An 18,196-nucleotide genomic window follows, 5' to 3' on the forward strand; every position below is an offset into this window, starting at 1 on the left:
TTCTTTATCCGAGACCAATTCTCAGCACTTTAACCCTTTTAGGAGTACCGACATGCAAAGCAAATTAATTCCCCTTTTGGCTATTTCCACCTTGTTCGCCGCCAACGCCGACGCCGCAGCCTTCTCGTTCAGCACCGGCGGCCCGGATTACCGAATCGCCACCGGCGCGCAAGCCGGTGGCACCAGCCGGGAAATAGAATCAGCGGACGACTTTGTATTAACGCAACACACCCAATTAAACCAGGCCACGTTCACTGGTTTGCTCGCCAACGGCGCCACCCTGAGTGACATCGCCAATGTGAATGTGGAAATCTACCGGGTATTCGGTAAGGACTCCGTGAACCCGCCTTCCGGCCGGGTGCCTACCCGCGTCAACTCGCCTTCGGATGTAGCGTTTTTGGGCCGCGAATCGGCTGACAACTCCTTGAGCTACAGCGTCACATTAGTAAACAGCAACGCCTTGGCCGGCAACTCGGTAATCAACGGCATTCATCCGCTGCCCAACCAAACCACCGGCGGCGAAGGCGCTGTTTCCGGGCAGGAAGTCAGATTTGACATTAATTTTAACGACGCCATCTCCTTGGCGGCCGACCATTACTTTTTCGTGCCGCAGGTGGAATTGAAAAACGGGAATTTCCTCTGGTTGTCGGCCGCTAAACCGATAGTCGGCGGCAGCGGCCCGTTCACGCCGGATTTGCAATCCTGGATACGCGACGGCAACCTGGACCCGGACTGGCTGAGAATCGGCACCGACATCGTCGGCGGCACCACGTTTAACCAAGCCTTCTCGGTATCCGGCGTTGCCGCGGTACCGCTGCCCGCTGCCACCTGGCTGTTTCTAAGCGGCATCCTGGGCGTTATGGGCTTGGGTAAACGCAAAAAGGCCGGCGTGTAACTGTTCCAGCACTCCCCCTCCTACCTGCCATGCCGTTAGCAAGCAATTTGTTGGCGGCATGGATTTTTTCTAGGACACTAACTCAGCCTTTATTTACTTGCCACCACGTAAAAAAGCCGGCACGGGGCCGGCTCTTCTAAGCTTAAGCGCTTACTGCGCGAAAAAGCCGATTTCAGCGGGTGGCAACGGTTGCGGATTCAAACTGACCGTGGATAGCTTGCTGACCGCGCCACTAAACAAGTCGGGCAGCGGACCGGGTTTTGGCCCTTTCCAGAAACCGGGGTAAGTCGTACCGCACCAACCGCCAGCTACCTGTTGCAGTTCTTCTGTATTCAGAACCCTAAAATTTTGCGTTACTTGCGTGTTCATTTGACTGGCTCCTTTGAAATATCAATAAATTACCACCGCTAAAAGGTGGTTCCAAACCGCGACTTGAACCGATCCGTGTCTAAACCAAGCGTTCATCCGCATGCCGTTTTGGGCACACCCATTCAAATCGCAGATGCTCTTGGCCAGCGCCTCCGTTTGCCGGCCGGAGCCAAAAAGCAATGCCTATTGCTATCTGACCGGCGACGACCACTGATCGGTCGGGTCGCAAACCCTTGCTGTTTGCCGGCATAAGCACTTTACAAGCCGCCCGCCCTTACATCTGTGGCGAATTACCGGCAGCCGGACGCAATAATCCACAGCATCAGCAATGACGCGCGTTTAGGTTTTGTTGGGGAATACCGCAGGGTTCATGAGCAGCGAGCCGGCTGTCTTGTACACCGGCCACATCGGCTCCGCCCAGCACAGACCGGCTCAACGGACGATATAGCGACGGCCCATAGATATAAACGCTCGGAAAAATGGCTGAAGGCGGCTTTCTATTCAGGCGTTGAGCAATACATCACGACATGATGGCCCGCTCAACCATCCCATCCGCCAGCTTTTGCTGCAACTGATTGGCGGCGGCGAGGCGGGCTTTTAGTTGGTCGCAGAGGGCCATTAGTTCTTCGACTTTGGCGACTATGCGGTGTTGTTCGGCACCCGTAGGTAAAGCTATTGGCATTATCCTAAGCCCCGATAGTGGAACTGTTTTCTGTGCAATTCCTGTAGCAATCTCAGTTGCGTACTGAAATGCATACTTGGATTTAAGTAGAAAAGCTAGATAGTTAGTTGGTGTTGACTGAACCACTTTTAATATCGCAACGTGTCGCTGAACGCAGAAGCGATCAGAAACATTTACTTTGATTGGAATCCCATACGAACCTGTAACAGTGTACAAAAGGTCATTTCTGCTGGGCTTCTTTCCCCAATCCAATTTTTCGTAGTATTCCTCAGTTACGAATCTACAGCCTTCAAGTAAAACATCTCCCGTATTTAAGTTACCTATAACTAAAAATGGAACACCTGATTCTGATTTTGGAGGAGCCTGATGATCACCGTCAGTCACCAATGCTAATAAATCCGCCAGCCGCACCCACTGCCACCCCTGCGGCAAATCGAATGGCTTTTCATCGCCAGTTATCAGGGGCAGCGGTTTATCTTTTTTGATCTTGCCTTCCGCAATCAATTTGGCTTTTTCTACCTGGATGCGCTTGAGTAATTCGCTAGCCGGTTCGTCGTTTGGGTCTTGCGGCACTAGCTTGCCCATTACCGCCAGTTGCAACAAGGTTTGCTTGAGGGCATCGATGCTGGCTTCGGTGGTGAACAAGGTGTCGAAATGCGCGGCGATGCGCTGCCAATTTTCGGCAAAAGATTCCGTTCGTACCCTATAGGGCATAAATGCTGAGCTTGTCGAAGCATGAGCGGCATCTTTTGCTAATGGTCCTTCGACAAGCTCAGGACGAACGGTTGTGGAAGTGAGCGTGCCGAGCAAGTGGCTGACCAGTTTTTCGTGCGCTTCGGCGGCGTTGATATGCTGGGTTTCCAGTTGGTCACACAGCGCCATCAACTCATCAACTTTGGCGACGATGCGGTGTTGTTCAGCGAGGGGCGGCAATATAAGAGCCAAAGCCTCAAGCTTCCCTTTGGTGACGTGCTGTAAACCAACGCCTCCGTGAGCCTTGGCTATTAGCTCTTCCAGCCTTGCATTAATTGCCATCGCTAAAAATTTATCAAAGTACGGTTCACCAATCTGAAAGCAAGAAAATATATGTTGATTTAATGCTGCCTTACCACCATTCCAAATGAAAGCACCAAACGAAGTACCAGGAGTACCTGACCAACTAATCAAGAAACTTCCGTTATCTATAATGTGCCTATCAACAACAGACGTTTCATCACAATAATTAAATACAGCATCTGAATTGTTAAGGTTTTGAATTCTTACAATTGGCAAACCTTTCGCAATCCAATCAGTCGGCTTAAATGCTCGACCATTAACCATATCAAGCACTTCTCCAAGCCTAACCCACCTCCACCTTTGTGGAAGATTAAACGGCATCTCTTTTTCCGTTATGGGTGCTAGCGCCTTGTCTTTCTTAATCTTGCCCTCAGCAATCAACTTGGCCTTTTCGGCCTGTATGCGTTTCAGCAATTCACTGGCCGGTTCGTCGTTAGCATCTTGCGGCACCAGTTTGCCACGCACGGCCAGTTCCAAAATCAGCTCGCGCAGTTTCTTAATGCCATAAACACTGGCCGCCGTGCCGGCGCCACGGCCCCGACCTGATTTTTTCGCGGTGTCGGCAGCAGTCCAGAGATCCAGGTGTTCGGTCAACAGTTGCTGAATGGCGCTCATACCTTTAAATATCCGCAAATCAGCCTGCATAGCCCCATGCTTTGAATTGCAGTTGAAGGTGAGGGTCATCCTTAAAGGCCTGGAAGTAAACGAATTCCGGAGCCAGATCTAAGCCATTCGGCCAGCTAATGGTGTCCAGTTCTTCATCCACTCTGAGTTTGGCAAACTCGGTTTTGTCTTGCAGCACCTTAAATACGCCAGCAGTGAGCGCAGAGGAGAGATCGGCCACGCCGGATTTGCCGTCATTGAACGTGACAGCGACCTTGTATTCGTCGAGATATTTAGCTTCATTAATATGCAGGAACATGGCGTTACTCCAAGGGTTCTATGGGTTTAGGTAATTGCGATTTGCGGCATAGCTCCCAGTCTTCCAACAATTCCGCCTGATGCAATTCATACCAATCCAATACGTGGCGCAAAGCGCGGCGTGGGAATTGGCCTTCTACTACGCCAGTATGAATGTTGACGGTAATTTCGTAATCGCCATATTTGGCGTGAAAGTGCGGTGGAGCATGGTCATTCCAGAACATGGAGATGACGACCCCCAGAAATCGACTAATGATCGGCATGGCTAATCTCGCTTTCCTGTAAATGCGGCAGTATGCATACCGGCATTTTCCAATATAGCCCGGTCGCGTTGCAATTCGGGTTGTCATTCTCTCCATGCCGTGGAGAGAATTGGGAATTCAAGATAAAACTGACGGAAATTCCAAAGATTTTGCGGTGAAAACCCCTTGCCGTATTCGGCGCTGAGTTTCTCCGATAATTGTTTTAGCGTTTGCTTGCCATATTCCGCACGGTGCGCACCGCCTTGTTCGTCGTCGATAATCAAGCGACCGATGTGCCAATAACTTTGCACCATGAGATCGTTGACAGTATGGCGTAGTTGTTGATGGGCGTGGTCGATGACCTGCCGGACTTGATCAAATAAAGGCTGAATATTCACCGGTGTATTCATCATGCCCTCCTGTCCGCTAACGCTTCTGCCAGTATATTTTTCAATTGCCCGCGTAAGGCGGCAATGTCGGCTTGCATGGTCTGGTATTGCGCCAGCAGCAGTTCGGGATCGTGGATTTCCTGCTCGCCGACATGCGGGTTTTTGCAATCCAGGTTGTAGTTGCGGGCTTGGATGTCTGCCAGACTTACTCGCCAGGCCTGCGGGTTTTCGACGCGCTGACTGAAACCATCCGCTTCACTGCCCCACCAGGCCGTCTCCGCCGCAAACTCTTCGATCTTCATCGGCTTGGTTTTGTTGTAGCTTTTGACGCCGGGCGGATAGGGGTGTTCGTAAAACCAGATGTTTTGGGTGGGCGTGCCTTTGCTGAAAAACAGCAAATTGGTTTTGATGCCGGTGTACGGCGCAAACACGCCGTTGGGCAGGCGGACGATGGTGTGCAAGTTGCAATCTTCCAGCAGTTTTTCCTTGATGCGGGTTTTGATGCCTTCGCCAAACAGAAATCCGTCCGGCAATACCAGCGCGGCGCGGCCACCGGCTTTAAGCAGTTGCATGATCAACACTAAAAACAAGTCGGCGGTTTCGCGAGTGCGGAAGCTGGCCGGAAAATTGGTTTCGATACCGTCTTCTTCCATGCCGCCAAACGGCGGGTTGGTGACGATGACATCGACACGGTCCTTGGGCGTCCAGCTGATGAGCGGCCTAGCCAGGGTGTTGTCGTGGCGAATATTGCTGGGTACATCGATGCCGTGCAGGATCATATTGGTGGTGCAAAGCAAATGCGGCAGCGGCTTTTTCTCGATACCGAAGATGCTGGCTTGCAGTTGGGCTTCGTCATCGACGGTTTTCACGTCCTGTTTGCGGATGTGTTCGATGGCGCAGGACAGAAACCCGCCGGTGCCGCAGGCCGGGTCCATGACTTTTTCACCCAGGCGCGGGTTGACCATGCGCACCATGAACTCGGTGACGGCGCGCGGGGTGTAAAATTCGCCGGCATTGCCTGCGGACTGCAAATCGCGCAGCAATTGCTCGTACATATCGCCGAACAAATGCCGTTCCTGGGCTTTGTTGAAATCGACGCCTTCCTGAATTTTGTTGATGACTTGCCGGATCAGCTGGCCGGATTTCATGTAGTTGTAGGCGTCTTCAAACACCGAACGGATGACGTAGGCGCGCTGGTCGCCGCCCTTGGCCGGCAGTTGCTGCAAGGAGGGGAACAGCTCGTTATCCAGGAACGATTTCAGCGCATCGCCGGTCATGCCTTCGGCATTGGCCGCCCAGTTACGCCAGCGGTACGGCTCCGGCAACGGCGATTGATAGTTGTCTTGCAATATCTCCCATTCGGTTTCGCGGTCGTCAAAGATTTTTAAAAACAACATCCACACCAATTGACTGAGGCGCTGGGCGTCGCCATCGACACCCACATCTTTGCGCATGATGTCTTGGATGGATTTAATGGTGGCGGAAATGCTCATAAATGGGGGCTTATCATGTTTGTTAAGAGTGATATGCAAAGGGTGGGTGGGCAAGTTTTTCTGCCCACGAGAATCGACTACAAAAATTATAAAAACCGGCGTTTACGCATACAGATGGGCTTCTAATTCTTGCAGCGCGGCCAGGTAGGCGGGCTTGCCGCCAAAGGCCGAGACCAGTTCACTGGCGGAACCCATGTTTTTGAACGGGTCCAGGGTGAGGATTTTGATGTCTTCAATGTTTTCTATGCCGGTGTCGGCGTATTTTTCCAACAGGGTTTCCAGTATCTGGCGCGCCTGCTCGCCGTATTTGGCAAAGTAGTTGCGCTTTTTGACTTGCTCGGCGCGCTCGCGACGAGTGAGCGGCGGTTGGTCAAAGGCGACGTGGCAGATGAGATCGAAGGCGTCGAAATCCTTACCCACTTCATCAGCCAGCGGCTCCAGCAACAGGCCGTGCTGTTCCAGCTCTTGCAGGATGGCGGCTTTGCGTTCGGCTTTAGTCCAGCGGCGCAGGAAGTCATCGAGCGAGGCATAATCCTTGCGCACGGTGGAGCGCGTGTAGTCCTTGAGCGATTCTGTGATCAGTTTGCCTTCCGGGCCGTAATACTGCACACGTTCGGCAATCACATAGACGCTGACATCGCCGAGCACGTATTTTACTCGACCGCGTGGCTCATCGTCGCCCTCGTCTGCAGTGGCATCGCCGGTATTTCCGGTAGTTTCTGAATCGGGATGATCGGTTTCAGCGCCGGGATTGTCGTCAGGCGGCACGGGGGATGCTTCGCCTTCGGGCGCGTAAATCATCACCGGCTCGCCATCGAAATCCTGGTCGGCAAACAGCTCGGTGGCTTTTTTGAAGTCCATGATGGTGAACCAGTATTTGTCGTAATCCTCATTGATACGGGTGCCGCGACCGATGATCTGCTTGAACTCGGTCATCGATTTAATATGTTGATCCAGCACCACCAGTTTGCAGGTTTGCGCATCCACGCCGGTCGTCATCAGTTTGGAGGTGGTGGCGATGACCGGGTAACGCTGTTCGGGGTTGATGAAGTTATCCAGTTCGGCCTTGCCTTCGAGTTCATCGCCGGTAATGCGCATGACGTATTTGCGGCTTTCCTTGACCCGCTCCGGGTTCAGGTTAACCAAGGCTTGGCGCATGCGTTCGGCGTGGTCGATGTCATCGCAAAACACGATGGTTTTGGCGTAAGGATCGGTGGCAGTCAGAAATTCGGTGATTTTCTTGGCGACCAGTTCAGTGCGTTTTTCCAGTACCAGGATGCGATCCATATCGATCTGGTTATACACCCGATCTTCTATCAGTTGGCCATTTTTGTCGGTTTGACCTTTGCTGGGTCGCCAACCTTGCAGGTCTTTGTCGATGTCGATGCGCACCACTTTGTAGGGCGCTAAAAAGCCATCTTCAATACCTTGTTTAAGGCTGTAGGTATAGACCGGTTCGCCGAAGTAAACAATACTGGATACGTCTTTGGTTTCTTTGGGCGTGGCGGTTAAGCCGATATGGGTAGCGGAGGAAAAATAGGCCAGAATGTCGCGCCAGGCCGAGTCTTCTGCTGCGCTACCCCGATGGCATTCGTCGATGACAATCAAATCGAAAAAGTCGGGAGAGAATTGTTTGTAGATATTTTGCTCTTCTTCGCTGCCGGTGACGGCTTGATATAGAGACAGGTAAATCTCGTAACTTTTATCGACCTGCCGCTTGCTGATTTTGGTCATCGCCGCGGCAAACGGTTTGAAGTCGTTGTTTTTGGTTTGATCCACCAAGATATTACGGTCGGCTAAAAACAGGATGCGTTTTTTCGCGCCGGATTTCCATAAGCGCCAGATGATCTGGAATGCGGTGTAGGTTTTGCCGGTGCCGGTCGCCATCACCAGCAAGATGCGCTGCTGTTGTTTGGCTACCGCTTCCACCGTGCGGTTGATGGCATTGGCTTGATAATAACGCGGCGCGCGGCCGGTGCCGTCATCGTAGTACGGCATTTCTACAGTGTGACGAGCGGCGTCTGTCTCCAAGCCTTTCCATCGGCAATAACGCTGCCATAGTTCGGCCGGTGACGGGAAGGCGTCCAGCGCCAGCAGTTGCTCCGTCTTGTCGGACAAGCCGGTACGATCATGCATCAGAAAGCCGTCGCCATTGGAACTGAATACGAACGGCACGCTGAGAGTTTCGGCATAGTGCAGCGCTTGCTGCATACCCGCACCCACGCTGAGGCTGTTGACCTTGGCCTCGATGACGGCCAGCGGCATATTCGCTTGATGGTAGAGGATGTAATCCGCGCGTTTTTGTTCACCGCGCGTATGCAGTTTGCCGCGCACGATAATGCGGCCTTTGGTGAAAGCGACTTCTTCCCGAATCTGGCTGAGCAAATCCCAGCCGGCGGCCGTTAGGGCCGGCGTGATAAATTTGGTGCAGATGTCACGTTCGCTGAGGTTTTTTTTGTTATTCATTTCCGGGAAAAATCCTTGTAAACCTTGAATAAGTCCTGACTCGCCGCTGATGAAAACATCCCTGTACCTAAAAATGCAACCTCAAGTTTGGCTGAGTCTGAAGCGCTGAATATTATCTTAAAATCCCTACGACGTGCTGTGTGTGGCTGCGCGCTAGAGGCAGTGGCAAAGCATAGGCTATTCAAATGGAAACAATCAACGGTTTTGCCAAGCCACGCAATTGCCTTCATCGCTCGCTTGGACAACTCTAACTTCGGCATTCTAAATTCACGCTTTCACGAATTATGGGCTTTAGAGCAACTGCGAGGTGCGATTAGAGCATTATCCACTGCTAAAAAGCTCGCTGTGTAGTATGGCCTTTGTGAAAACCCGGCAGAAAGTCTTGGTGGCCGCAAATTGGAAGATGATTTCAATGTGCTGCACGATATCGATACGTTTGATCCGTTTCTTGAGTCAATATGCGATGACTTACAGCCCGCCATGTAATCCGGCGGCCCTTTGAAATCGAGTGACTTAGAAATCGATGATTAGTGATTCATTACATCCCAAGAAGATTCCAATACCAAAGGGAGCGCCGACTTGTCAGCCACCCCATGGTGGTTATAATACACACCATGAATAGCAGGCAACTAATCAAGCTACTTGAAGATGATGGGTGGACGCTGCGTAGCGTTAAAGGTAGTCATCACATCTTTGTTCACCCGGTTAAGCCGGGGCATTTGACGGTGCCGCATCCAAAGCGCGATTTAGGCAAAGGGTTGGTAAACAAGCTGTTAAAACAAGCGGAGTTGAAGGTATGAGATTTTTTGTTGCGATAGAACCAGGTGATGAGGATCATGCTTTTGGCGTAGTGGTGCCCGATTTGCCGGGTTGCTTTTCGGCAGGCGACACCCTGGACGAGGCATTCGAAAACGCGAAAGAAGCCATTGATCTATGGTGCGAAACAGTTATCGAAGATGGTGCAATGATTCCACCCGGCAAAACGCTAGCGGAACACCAAGCAAACCCAGAATTTGCCGGATGGGTGTGGTCTATCGTAGAAGTGCCGGTAGAACGGTATTTAGGCCCAGCCGAGAAGATCAATATTACATTGCCTAAGCTGTTGCTGACTCGTATTGACGAATACGCCAAAGCTCATGGCGCTACCCGTTCCGGGTTCTTGGCTCAAGCCGCGCGGCAGGCGATGCGCTAAGTCTTACCCTTGTTTTCTGAACAGTATTACTTGAGTGCCGGCCTTCAAGCCATCGAGGTAATCAGCCCAGCTCTGCATCATCCGCCGCCGCTCTTCGAGGTATTGCGCTCGATTATAGGGGGCCCTTACCTGGTCACGTGGAGCGTGAGCCAATTGTCGTTCAATAGCATCGGGTGACCAACCTTGTTCATTTAGCAGGGTTGATGCCGTGGTTCTGAAGCCGTGTGCTGTCATTACGTCTGAATCATAACCTAACGATTTATGTGCTGTTCTGATAGTGTTATCCGACATTCGCCGTCCATCGCCCCGACTTGACGGAAAGACATACTGGCCGCCACCCGTGAGCGGTTGGACGGCTTCCAGTATGTCAATAGCTTGGTTTGATAGCGGCACGATATGATGAAAGTCTGTTTTAGACACATAGGGCCGCCATTCCCGCGCCACTAGGTCAACATCAGCCCAAAGCATTTGTCGGATTTCGCCGGGCCGTTGAAACATTAGAGGCGAAAGCCTGAATGCCGATTGAACTACAAAGGTGCCCTGATAGTTGCTTATATCCCTGAGCAATTGCGCTACAAGTTTTGGGTCGATGATTGCAGCTCGGTGTTCAACCCTTTGCGCAGGCATCTGTTTGGCGACGGATTGCGCCGGGTCGTAGTCGGTAAAGTTGTGGACAATCGCATAAGCAAAGATCGAACTGATTTCAGCGTGGAACCGGTGGGCCGTTTCAAGCTGCCGTTTATCAACATCGGCTTTAGCACTGCCAATATTTCAGACGATTTGACTTCCTTGATTGGCTTATTCCTTAACCGCCATTTTGTTACCTTTTTTCAGGCACTATAGGCTCGGTAGCAAAAAAGTAATATTTTTAGTTGTATATGTCGCTGGACAATAAAAAACCCGCGAGCCCAGAAGATTCGCGGGTTTTTGCACTTCTTTGCACTTGCGTGCATCTTCAAATGGTACGACGGGCGGTCTTGAATATAAGGCCAACAAATTGATTTAACTACACTTAAAAACAAATAAAACCCAAAAGGTAACTATAAAGGTAACACTTTTGAGTTTTACCCCAAATTGAGGGAGGTCGGCCCTTGAATCTTGGCTAGACCCAACTCTTACTTAGTTTAAGCAGTGTAGCCACTGATCGCTCGACCTACAAACTTATCGTGTTCAGCCCAAAGTCGATGAAAGGTTTTCCAATGCATTCCCTTTGGCTTCAAGCCACGTCCATTCAGAAAGCCCGGTTCCCATTCCAATTTTTCCCTGATCTTATCCACTTTACGAATGGCTCTGTCCTCCAAAGTTTCTCGCTGGGATGAGTAGGCAAGTTGGCAACACTTCCGGCAGGCAAAATATTTATCGCCCATATACAACACAGCAACACGCTTTCCACAACCAAGAGCCGGGCAGGAAAACCAATATCGCCTGCCGCCAAAATGACAACCAGTAGTTTGCAAGCCTATGGAGTAATTCAGATATTGCCAGTCGCCTCGATCAATACGAACCGAGTACGACAACCTCACCTGATTGGCTTCGACTCTAACATTCATTTTCCCGTTCGGTTTGCCATTACGGAACCAGGAAACGGTGAAACATCCCGCTGACTCAATCAGCCTTTGGGGCAGCCATTCTCGAATATCGATAGTGCGGTAATAGTCGGTGCTTTTAATGTCCGAAAGCCTACCACTGCCAAATCCGCCCATCGTGTTTTTCCGAAATCAATTGTGAGTTTTTGCAGAGTGACTTTCGCAACTTTCGCGGTATAACTCTGCAAGCCTTATGTATCAATGGATTGAGCTCACCAAGGTTGGGTAACATTTTTTTTGCGCAAGCTTGGAGTGACTTTTTGAACTCACGATGTTCATGAATCAAAGTATTGCCACTGATATTTGTTGGGCTTTATGACAAGGTGATCAGCCAGTAAGCTTTCGATTTTCCGTCACTCCGGCAAGTCCACAAGCGGCTCAATCAAATCAGCGCTTCTATACACATGTTGCATTTCGTCCATCGTCTGCGGCGGGATGATGGTTATTTCTCGCTTTCTTCCTTGAGAGACAATTCGCCAGTGACTGAAGCGCATCTTGGCTTGATCAACGATCAACTCCGCGAGGATTTCTTCTCTATGAGTCTTGATGAAATTCCGTTGCTGTTCAGTTAGGCGGGATGAAGGCCTGATTTCGACCCCGCCCTCAGACAAGTTGACGACAAATCCAGCCTTGCGGATTTTGGTTAAAGCGCTCATCAAAACACCTCCACATCGTTTTCATCGGGTGCAATTGTTGCAGCAAAAAAAACACCATCATCTTCGTCAACATCATCACTATCAAGGGCTTGCTTCGTCACCGCTTGGTCATCATGGGTATTTTCTTCATCACCCAATATCCTACGAGTAACCGGGGTCGTATAGCTAAAGTGCAAATCAGTTCTGATCGCCAGCCCTTTTATCGGCTTGCCGTGCTTGTCCTTGTTCATCGCAGAAACCGCAATATGCAGTTGCTTGCACACATCAACGACATTCGCCGTGAACCGCTGTAGCGCAACCGGATTTACCGCAGCCTCATCACACCAAAGCTCATAGTTGGCATAGAGCTTGTGCAATCTCGCGTTAGCAACCTCATCCGGATTAGTTTTCTTCTTCATACTGCAACCCACATAAACAACCGCATCAGTATTGATTACGATATTGTCATCCAGCCAAGCGGCAATTTTATTGGTTTCGACCAAATGCTCCCGTTGCGATTGCGTCATCTGGCCATTAATGCCACCGACAACTGCTTTGACCTCATCATCCGTCATCGCCAGCACCCAGTTCAAAAGGCCGGGCAACTCATTGTGCATAACCGTTTCTATACCGCCCAAACCCGCCCACTTGGCTTTGTCGGCATCGGTCACTTTCCGGTTGAACGTTACCGGCATCCGCCGCCTGATTAAGCCGCTGGTATAGTCCGCCGTTTGGATCGCCTCATTGGATGCAACTACGACAACACCCTGAAATACAAAACTGCCGGATTGTTGCTGATTTTTCTTTTCCATGCGCACTGGATCGCCACCGGTCAAAGCCTTCAATACCGAAACTTCACCACCATAACGTGAAGAGTCGCTGATCAAAGCCAAGCGCTTGCCATACAATGCCGCCGCCTCGAAACGATTGCTTTCCAGGTTTTTTAAGTCGGTAGCCGCGTGATTTTTTTCACCGATAAAAGCCACCAACAAACGAACCAAGGTTGATTTTCCAGTGCCGCCCTCACCGATTAATTCAAGAAACTTTTGAACATCACCACCTACCAACGCCATTTTGAAAAATGCACGGATGATGTTGACCGATTCCTTATCCTGGCCGCAGGCGTCCCATAACCAACGCTTTATGACATCCAACTTGGCATTTGGCTCGAAACTGTAGGGCAACTGCCAATTGAATTTATGCTTGTCACAATAAGACGTTAGCGCCATTGCCCTGGTATCAAGTACGCCGTTAGCTAACGGCAGCAAATGGCGCTTGTTTTCCCATTCATCCAGTAACAAATAAATCATCAAAAACGACTTGATGTTATTCAGTTTTTGCATAGCATAACCCTGCGGCAATAACAAGTTCATCGTCTGCATGATGATCTTTAGTGCCCGTTTCTCTGGAATCGTACGCCACAATCCATTTTTCTGGCTGTACCAGTTGCCACCAATGTCGTCATAGCAAAGCCAGTTTCTTAGTTTATCCGCAATATGCTCTGCCAGCTTTGACTCCTTTTCGGAAGGATCGCCACCAGTTTGCATAAACCCGACCGATGGCTCTACATCATCATCGGTTACTATTTCCTTGTGGGTGATGCCATTGATGACTGCTGGAACCCGCACCAGTGATGATGGTGACGAAGGTGATGAAGGCTCTTCAACATCAGTTTTTTCAGCCTCACCAACCACGCCCAAAACTTTATCAAGGGCGTCAGTCAAATCGGTACTCGGTATTCGATAGGCAGTCATCGATAAACCTCGCAATGCAAACGCATAATTGCTTCATAGGCTTTTGTCGCCCGCTGATAATCGTCTTCACTGACATCCTTATTCTTTATGCCCTCGAAACAGATTGCCAATATTCCCGCCTCAATCACCAGCAAATCGAACAATTCTGATTTGTTAAATTTTGGCGCTGAACTTCGCGGAGCATATTGATTTGTCAACGTGTCCGGAAATAAATCGTTAGCATCAAGACCAATCGCGGACAGAACATCAGCGTAATGGCAACCCGCAAAACAGTGAATGATGATCTTGTCATCGACTTGCTTGATACCCAGCGACGGATGTTTATCCCCATGAGCCGGACAACAGGCCAACCATTTGTTTGAGCCGGTATTTTTCACTTTGTCCAACCGGCTCAGTAAACGTTCGGTTTTAGAGTCCAGTGCTTGAAAAGACTGTTTCATAAATCCACCTTGCGACTTAATTGAATGCGATGGATGGATTAATTGGCACAGTCCACAGCATCTAGCAGAGCCAGAATGTCGGCTTTGCGCCAAGCTGTGGTTCTCTCGCTCAGCTTGACCGGTTGCGGGTATTTACCGGATTTCACCCCGGCCAGAAAGGTTGAGCGGCCTATAGGCAAAATTGGCTCGATGCCCCGTTTACGGTCTCCGACGATTTGCCAAATACGCAAATAACCGAGCGCTAACATGGTGTTGGATGTTGCTGACATTGGATGCACCTCGTTGTGCTTGCTTAGATGTCCGTAGTCTGCGTTGGATTTTCGGGCCGATTTACGCCGTTTTCCTGTTTTGAATCACTCAAAGTCGGCACCCTGTAAGCCATTGATATTTAATAAATAGATTTTTAGGGTACACTCGATAAATTTACATAAACCCAGTAAATTCGCGTAAAGCGAGCTAAGATGGTTTTTGGCCTTTTTTAACGATTTGTTGAATTCGTTGACGAGTTAATTTGGTGCCATCCGCGAGTTTGCGAAAAGCCGTTTCCTGTTTTTTAAGATTGGGACCGCCGCATTCATGAATGAGAAAAGCGATAGCCTTTAGAGTTTCTGCCTTTTCGATAGGGCCGCCGGAAAGATAAAGGTAAGCACGGCAAATCTCTTTGTCGCGCTGCTCGGTTTTGGCTTTTCTATTCTTCGCGGCAACTTTGGCGGCTTTTCTAGCGCGTTTGATTCGGCCTTTGGCATCAAGTGGCATAAATAGATTTGTTGTCCTGTCTAGGGGTAGAAATAATGGGCAATATCTTGTTAGATTTTCCCCGCTGCCGGTTAAACTACACACTGCCGGCATCAGTTTGGACGTAGCCAGACATCCTTAAATAACACCACAATCGGCGCTGAATACAAAGTTTGCTTATTTCAAACCAGAATGGCCGGAAGGCTGTTCAAGAAATGGACTTTCATACAATGACCATGACACCTGAAAAATTTATTGCGCAGTGGACAAAAAACGACCTCACTGAGAAAGCGGGGGCACAGCCGTTTATTGAGGATTTATGCGAACTGTTACAAATCGATAAACCACGTAGTTCAGACGATTTTTGTTATGAAAAAGGCGCGATCAAGGATACAGGTGGGCAAGGCTGGGCCAATGTCTGGAAACGCGACTGTTTCGGTTGGGAAAACAAAAAACCAGGCCGCGATTTGAGTAAAGCGCTGGCGCAATTACGCGAATATTCAGGCAACCTTGGCAATCCGCCCTTGCTGGTGGTTTGCGACCGCGACCGCATCGAAATCCACACCGCCTTTCGCGGCTACCCGGACGAACCGCGCAGCATTCTGTTAAAAAACATCGGCGAGCCGGCCAATCTGCAAATCCTAAAGTGGGTATTTACCGATCCTGACAAACTTAAACCGCTCAAGTCCAACGCGGCCATCACCGCCGAAGCTGCCGGCCAATTCGCCAAACTGGCCAAAGATTTGCGCGAGCGGGGCATCGACCCGCAACACGTCGCCCATTTTCTAACCCAATGCATCTTCTGCATGTTCGCGGAAGACGAAGGCTTACTGCACAATAGCCCCACGGACAACGCCGAGATTTTTACCGGTATCCTGAAAGCCGCCCGTGCCGCGCCAGACAAAGCCGCCGACCGCATCAAATTGCTGTTCACCGCCATGCAGAAAAAAGGCGGCATCTATGGCAACGACGACATTGCCTGGTTTAACGGCGGCTTGTTCAAAACCATCCAGATCCCGCCGCTCACTGCCGGCGACGTGGCGATACTTTATGACGCCGCCGCCACTCTGGATTGGCGGGCCATCGATCCCACCATCTTCGGCACCCTGTTCGAACGCGGCCTGGACCCGACCTGCCGGGCGCAACTCGGCGCGCATTACACCGATGTCGCCACTATTAACAAACTGATAGAGCCGCTGATTACCCGCCCGCTCAGCGCGGAATGGCAAGAAGCCAAAGCCCAAATGGCAATGCTGATTGCCAAATCCGGCAAAACCACCACCGGCAAAAACTATAAAGCCGCCGCGAATCTTTATCACGGTTACCTGGAACGACTGCGCAACTTCCGGGTGCTGGATGCCGCCTGTGGCTCCGGCAACTTCCTGTACCTGGCCTTGCATGCGCTAAAGGATTTGGAGCACCGGGCGCAAATCGACGCCGAACAGATGGGCCTGCCCAAACAGTTGGACATCATGGCCGGCACCGACAACATTTTGGGTATCGAAACCAACGATTATGCCGCCGAACTGGCTCGACTGACGGTGTGGATCGGCGACATTCAATGGTGCCAGCGCAACGGCCGGCCGATCAACAAGAATCCCATCCTGCGCAGCCTGGACGGCATCCAGCATCGCGACGCTCTGCTCAACCCTGACGGCAGCGAAACCGACTGGCCGGACGCCGACGTTATCGTTGGTAATCCGCCGTTTTTGGGCGACAAAGTGATGCGTGGTGAATTGGGTGATGCTTATGTAACCACTTTGCGAAACTGCTACAAAGGTCGAGTTCCCGGCGGTGCAGATTTGGTGTGCTACTGGTTTGATAAGGCGCGGATGCAGATTGAGCAAGGTAAAACCCACGCCGCCGGTTTGGTTTCCACCAACTCAATACGCGGCGGCAGCAACCGCAAAGTGCTGGAAAGTATATGCGCCAGCCTGACAATATTTGACGCCTGGCCGGACGAAGACTGGTTCGATGCCGGTACGGCGGTGAGGGTGTCGCTGGTGTGTTTTGCTGGTGGCTTGCTTGATTCGGAAATCCCCCCTCGCCCCCCTTTTACAAAGGGGAGACCAAGGGGGATTTATCCAAACACCCCACGCTTAGCCGGCCAACCGGTGGCAGTGATCCATGCAGATTTGACGAGGGGGGATGGCGATATAAGTATGGATTTAACGAAAGCTAAGTCTCAGCAAGCAAACAAAAGCATAGCTTTCATGGGTATAACAAAAGTTGGCTCTTTCGATTTTTCGGGTGAAATTGCACGCTCTTGGACAAAACTGCCTAACCCAAACGGAAAATCAAATATTGAAGTCATTCGACCAAGCTGGAATGGATTAGATGTGACCAGACGCAATCGTGATACGTGGATCATCGATTTTGGCTACGAACTTTTAGAAGCTGATGCCGCATTATTCGAAACCCCATTTGAATACGCAAAAACCAATATTTATCCTGAGCGTCAGCGTAATAATCGAGAAGCATACCGATTATTGTGGTGGCGTCATGGTGAGCCCCGTCCTGGGCTCCGAAAACTCTTGGCTCCTCTGAACCGATTTATTGTTACTCCCGAAGTCTCAAAACATCGCGTTTTTGTTTGGGTTCCCTCAAAGGTTCTCCCAGATAAGAACTTACAGGTCATTACCCGTTCTGATGACACTACGTTCGGAATACTGCACTCCCGTTTTCATGAATTGTGGGCTTTGTCTTTGGGTACTTCGCTGGAAGACCGGCCTCGCTACACCCCAACCACCTGCTTCGAAACCTTCCCGTTCCCCACAGGCCTGACGCCCGCCGACACCGCGCCCAACACTCAGGAAGACGCAAAAAATGTAGGCCGGGTTAGCTCGTCAGAGCCTAACCCGACGTCAGCCGCTGCTCCTCAACCAGCCATCATCCCCAGCGAAACCCAACGCCCGTATGCCCAAACCATCGCTGAGGCCGCTTTTAAACTCAATCAACTCCGCGAAAACTGGCTGAACCCGCCGGAATGGGTGGACTGGGTCATTACCCCGGAAGAAGCAAAAGCTGGCTTTCCCCATCGCCCGGTCGCCAAGCCCGGCCATGAAGCCGATTTGAAAAAACGGACCCTCACCAACCTGTACAACGCTAAACCGGCCTGGCTGGTCAACGCCCATCAAGCCTTGGACCGCGCCGTCGCGCTAGCCTATGGCTGGAATGATTACACGCCTGAAATGTCCGACGCAGAAATCCTGCAACGACTACTACAGCTCAATTTGGCACGAGCAGCGCATTCGCAAGATAGTGAGGCAGTGCAGCAAACAGATTCACCCGATACCCAAATCGAAACTAAACCCACGAACAAAGTCGCCGGGTAATCCGAA

At 50.8% G+C, this 18,196-nt stretch carries 19 protein-coding genes; 5 read left to right on the top strand and 14 right to left on the bottom strand.

Annotated features, from left to right (window positions below; genetic code table 11):
- Positions 1–52 precede the first annotated feature (52 nt).
- On the top strand, positions 53–895 hold the full coding sequence (locus JL719_RS17785) for a hypothetical protein (RefSeq protein WP_033155597.1): 843 nt from the start codon (positions 53–55) through the stop codon (positions 893–895).
- Positions 896–1,045: 150 nt separating this feature from the next.
- Here the strand turns inward: JL719_RS17785 and JL719_RS17790 are convergent, their stop codons facing one another.
- The 7 genes from JL719_RS17790 to hsdR all read right to left on the bottom strand — a co-directional run bounded on the left by JL719_RS17790 (position 1,046) and on the right by hsdR (position 8,513).
- Positions 1,046–1,264: a bacteriocin gene (locus tag JL719_RS17790; RefSeq protein ID WP_033155598.1), complete on the bottom strand. Its 219-nt coding sequence runs from the start codon at positions 1,262–1,264 to the stop codon at positions 1,046–1,048.
- A gap of 520 nt (positions 1,265–1,784) precedes the next feature.
- Positions 1,785–3,647 carry a restriction endonuclease subunit S gene (locus JL719_RS17795; protein WP_225892887.1) on the bottom strand — a complete coding sequence of 621 codons (1,863 nt, stop codon included), beginning with the start codon at positions 3,645–3,647 and terminating at the stop codon, positions 1,785–1,787.
- Complete coding sequence (locus JL719_RS17800) at positions 3,637–3,924, bottom strand: DUF2442 domain-containing protein (RefSeq protein ID WP_033155599.1); 288 nt, start codon at positions 3,922–3,924, stop codon at positions 3,637–3,639. The genes JL719_RS17795 and JL719_RS17800 overlap by 11 nt, the downstream gene beginning before the upstream one ends.
- 4 nt (positions 3,925–3,928) lie before the next feature.
- Positions 3,929–4,186, bottom strand: a complete 258-nt coding sequence (locus JL719_RS17805) for a DUF4160 domain-containing protein (RefSeq protein WP_033155600.1) — start codon at positions 4,184–4,186, stop codon at positions 3,929–3,931.
- A gap of 83 nt (positions 4,187–4,269) precedes the next feature.
- Positions 4,270–4,575: a DUF1016 N-terminal domain-containing protein gene (locus JL719_RS17810; RefSeq protein WP_033155601.1), complete on the bottom strand. Its 306-nt coding sequence runs from the start codon at positions 4,573–4,575 to the stop codon at positions 4,270–4,272.
- On the bottom strand, positions 4,575–6,047 hold the full coding sequence (locus tag JL719_RS17815; RefSeq protein ID WP_033155602.1) for a type I restriction-modification system subunit M: 1,473 nt from the start codon (positions 6,045–6,047) through the stop codon (positions 4,575–4,577). The genes JL719_RS17810 and JL719_RS17815 overlap by 1 nt, the downstream gene beginning before the upstream one ends.
- A gap of 102 nt (positions 6,048–6,149) precedes the next feature.
- Positions 6,150–8,513 (bottom strand): EcoAI/FtnUII family type I restriction enzme subunit R, encoded by a 2,364-nt coding sequence (gene hsdR, locus JL719_RS17820; protein ID WP_033155603.1) that lies wholly within the window; start codon positions 8,511–8,513, stop codon positions 6,150–6,152.
- A gap of 614 nt (positions 8,514–9,127) precedes the next feature.
- On the opposite strand from hsdR, the gene JL719_RS17825 reads away from it, so the two are divergent.
- Both JL719_RS17825 and JL719_RS17830 read left to right on the top strand, forming a co-directional pair.
- On the top strand, positions 9,128–9,313 hold the full coding sequence (locus JL719_RS17825; RefSeq protein ID WP_033155802.1) for a type II toxin-antitoxin system HicA family toxin: 186 nt from the start codon (positions 9,128–9,130) through the stop codon (positions 9,311–9,313).
- Positions 9,310–9,705, top strand: coding sequence for a type II toxin-antitoxin system HicB family antitoxin (locus tag JL719_RS17830; RefSeq protein ID WP_033155605.1), 396 nt, complete (start codon positions 9,310–9,312; stop codon positions 9,703–9,705). The genes JL719_RS17825 and JL719_RS17830 overlap by 4 nt, the downstream gene beginning before the upstream one ends.
- Positions 9,706–9,708: 3 nt before the next feature.
- Here the strand turns inward: JL719_RS17830 and JL719_RS17835 are convergent, their stop codons facing one another.
- Entirely contained in the window at positions 9,709–10,332 is a 624-nt protein-coding gene (locus JL719_RS17835) for a tyrosine-type recombinase/integrase (protein WP_308441604.1), read from the bottom strand.
- Here JL719_RS17835 and JL719_RS24130 point away from each other — a divergent pair.
- Entirely contained in the window at positions 10,228–10,548 is a 321-nt protein-coding gene (locus JL719_RS24130; RefSeq protein ID WP_051669681.1) for a hypothetical protein, read from the top strand. The two genes, JL719_RS17835 and JL719_RS24130, sit on opposite strands and share 105 nt — an antisense overlap.
- A gap of 281 nt (positions 10,549–10,829) precedes the next feature.
- Here JL719_RS24130 and JL719_RS17840 read toward each other — a convergent pair whose 3' ends face one another.
- The 6 genes from JL719_RS17840 to JL719_RS17865 form a co-directional block, all read right to left on the bottom strand.
- Positions 10,830–11,408: a hypothetical protein gene (locus tag JL719_RS17840; RefSeq protein ID WP_033155606.1), complete on the bottom strand. Its 579-nt coding sequence runs from the start codon at positions 11,406–11,408 to the stop codon at positions 10,830–10,832.
- Between the two features lie 236 nt (positions 11,409–11,644).
- Positions 11,645–11,947, bottom strand: a complete 303-nt coding sequence (locus JL719_RS17845; protein ID WP_033155607.1) for a hypothetical protein — start codon at positions 11,945–11,947, stop codon at positions 11,645–11,647.
- The gene (locus tag JL719_RS17850; RefSeq protein ID WP_051669683.1) at positions 11,947–13,680 is read right to left on the bottom strand and encodes a DNA primase family protein; all 1,734 of its coding nucleotides are present in this window, start codon (positions 13,678–13,680) and stop codon (positions 11,947–11,949) included. Before JL719_RS17850 ends, JL719_RS17845 begins: the two co-directional genes overlap by 1 nt.
- Entirely contained in the window at positions 13,677–14,057 is a 381-nt protein-coding gene (locus JL719_RS17855) for a CHC2 zinc finger domain-containing protein (protein WP_203531399.1), read from the bottom strand. Before JL719_RS17855 ends, JL719_RS17850 begins: the two co-directional genes overlap by 4 nt.
- 101 nt (positions 14,058–14,158) lie before the next feature.
- Positions 14,159–14,389, bottom strand: coding sequence for a helix-turn-helix transcriptional regulator (locus JL719_RS17860; RefSeq protein WP_033155608.1), 231 nt, complete (start codon positions 14,387–14,389; stop codon positions 14,159–14,161).
- A 187-nt stretch (positions 14,390–14,576) separates the two neighbouring features.
- Positions 14,577–14,960 (bottom strand): hypothetical protein, encoded by a 384-nt coding sequence (locus JL719_RS17865; RefSeq protein ID WP_129871428.1) that lies wholly within the window; start codon positions 14,958–14,960, stop codon positions 14,577–14,579.
- A 131-nt stretch (positions 14,961–15,091) separates the two neighbouring features.
- Here JL719_RS17865 and JL719_RS17870 point away from each other — a divergent pair, with 131 nt between their 5' ends.
- Positions 15,092–18,190: a class I SAM-dependent DNA methyltransferase gene (locus JL719_RS17870; protein WP_129871477.1), complete on the top strand. Its 3,099-nt coding sequence runs from the start codon at positions 15,092–15,094 to the stop codon at positions 18,188–18,190.
- Positions 18,191–18,196: the final 6 nt, after the last annotated feature.

This window comes from Methylomonas sp. LW13 (assembly GCF_016865255.1).
GTDB lineage: Bacteria > Pseudomonadota > Gammaproteobacteria > Methylococcales > Methylomonadaceae > Methylomonas.

Bases quoted from the DNA above. Each gene is read 5' to 3' on its own strand.
- JL719_RS17785 (WP_033155597.1), top strand. From the start codon at position 53: ATGCAAAGCAAATTAATTCCCCTTTTGGCTATTTCCACCTTGTTCGCC.
- JL719_RS17790 (WP_033155598.1), bottom strand. From the start codon at position 1,264: ATGAACACGCAAGTAACGCAAAATTTTAGGGTTCTGAATACAGAAGAA.
- JL719_RS17795 (WP_225892887.1), bottom strand. From the start codon at position 3,647: ATGCAGGCTGATTTGCGGATATTTAAAGGTATGAGCGCCATTCAGCAA.
- JL719_RS17800 (WP_033155599.1), bottom strand. From the start codon at position 3,924: ATGTTCCTGCATATTAATGAAGCTAAATATCTCGACGAATACAAGGTC.
- JL719_RS17805 (WP_033155600.1), bottom strand. From the start codon at position 4,186: ATGCCGATCATTAGTCGATTTCTGGGGGTCGTCATCTCCATGTTCTGG.
- JL719_RS17810 (WP_033155601.1), bottom strand. From the start codon at position 4,575: ATGAATACACCGGTGAATATTCAGCCTTTATTTGATCAAGTCCGGCAG.
- JL719_RS17815 (WP_033155602.1), bottom strand. From the start codon at position 6,047: ATGAGCATTTCCGCCACCATTAAATCCATCCAAGACATCATGCGCAAA.
- hsdR (WP_033155603.1), bottom strand. From the start codon at position 8,513: ATGAATAACAAAAAAAACCTCAGCGAACGTGACATCTGCACCAAATTT.
- JL719_RS17825 (WP_033155802.1), top strand. From the start codon at position 9,128: ATGAATAGCAGGCAACTAATCAAGCTACTTGAAGATGATGGGTGGACG.
- JL719_RS17830 (WP_033155605.1), top strand. From the start codon at position 9,310: ATGAGATTTTTTGTTGCGATAGAACCAGGTGATGAGGATCATGCTTTT.
- JL719_RS17835 (WP_308441604.1), bottom strand. From the start codon at position 10,332: ATGCCTGCGCAAAGGGTTGAACACCGAGCTGCAATCATCGACCCAAAA.
- JL719_RS17840 (WP_033155606.1), bottom strand. From the start codon at position 11,408: ATGGGCGGATTTGGCAGTGGTAGGCTTTCGGACATTAAAAGCACCGAC.
- JL719_RS17845 (WP_033155607.1), bottom strand. From the start codon at position 11,947: ATGAGCGCTTTAACCAAAATCCGCAAGGCTGGATTTGTCGTCAACTTG.
- JL719_RS17850 (WP_051669683.1), bottom strand. From the start codon at position 13,680: ATGACTGCCTATCGAATACCGAGTACCGATTTGACTGACGCCCTTGAT.
- JL719_RS17860 (WP_033155608.1), bottom strand. From the start codon at position 14,389: ATGTCAGCAACATCCAACACCATGTTAGCGCTCGGTTATTTGCGTATT.
- JL719_RS17870 (WP_129871477.1), top strand. From the start codon at position 15,092: ATGACACCTGAAAAATTTATTGCGCAGTGGACAAAAAACGACCTCACT.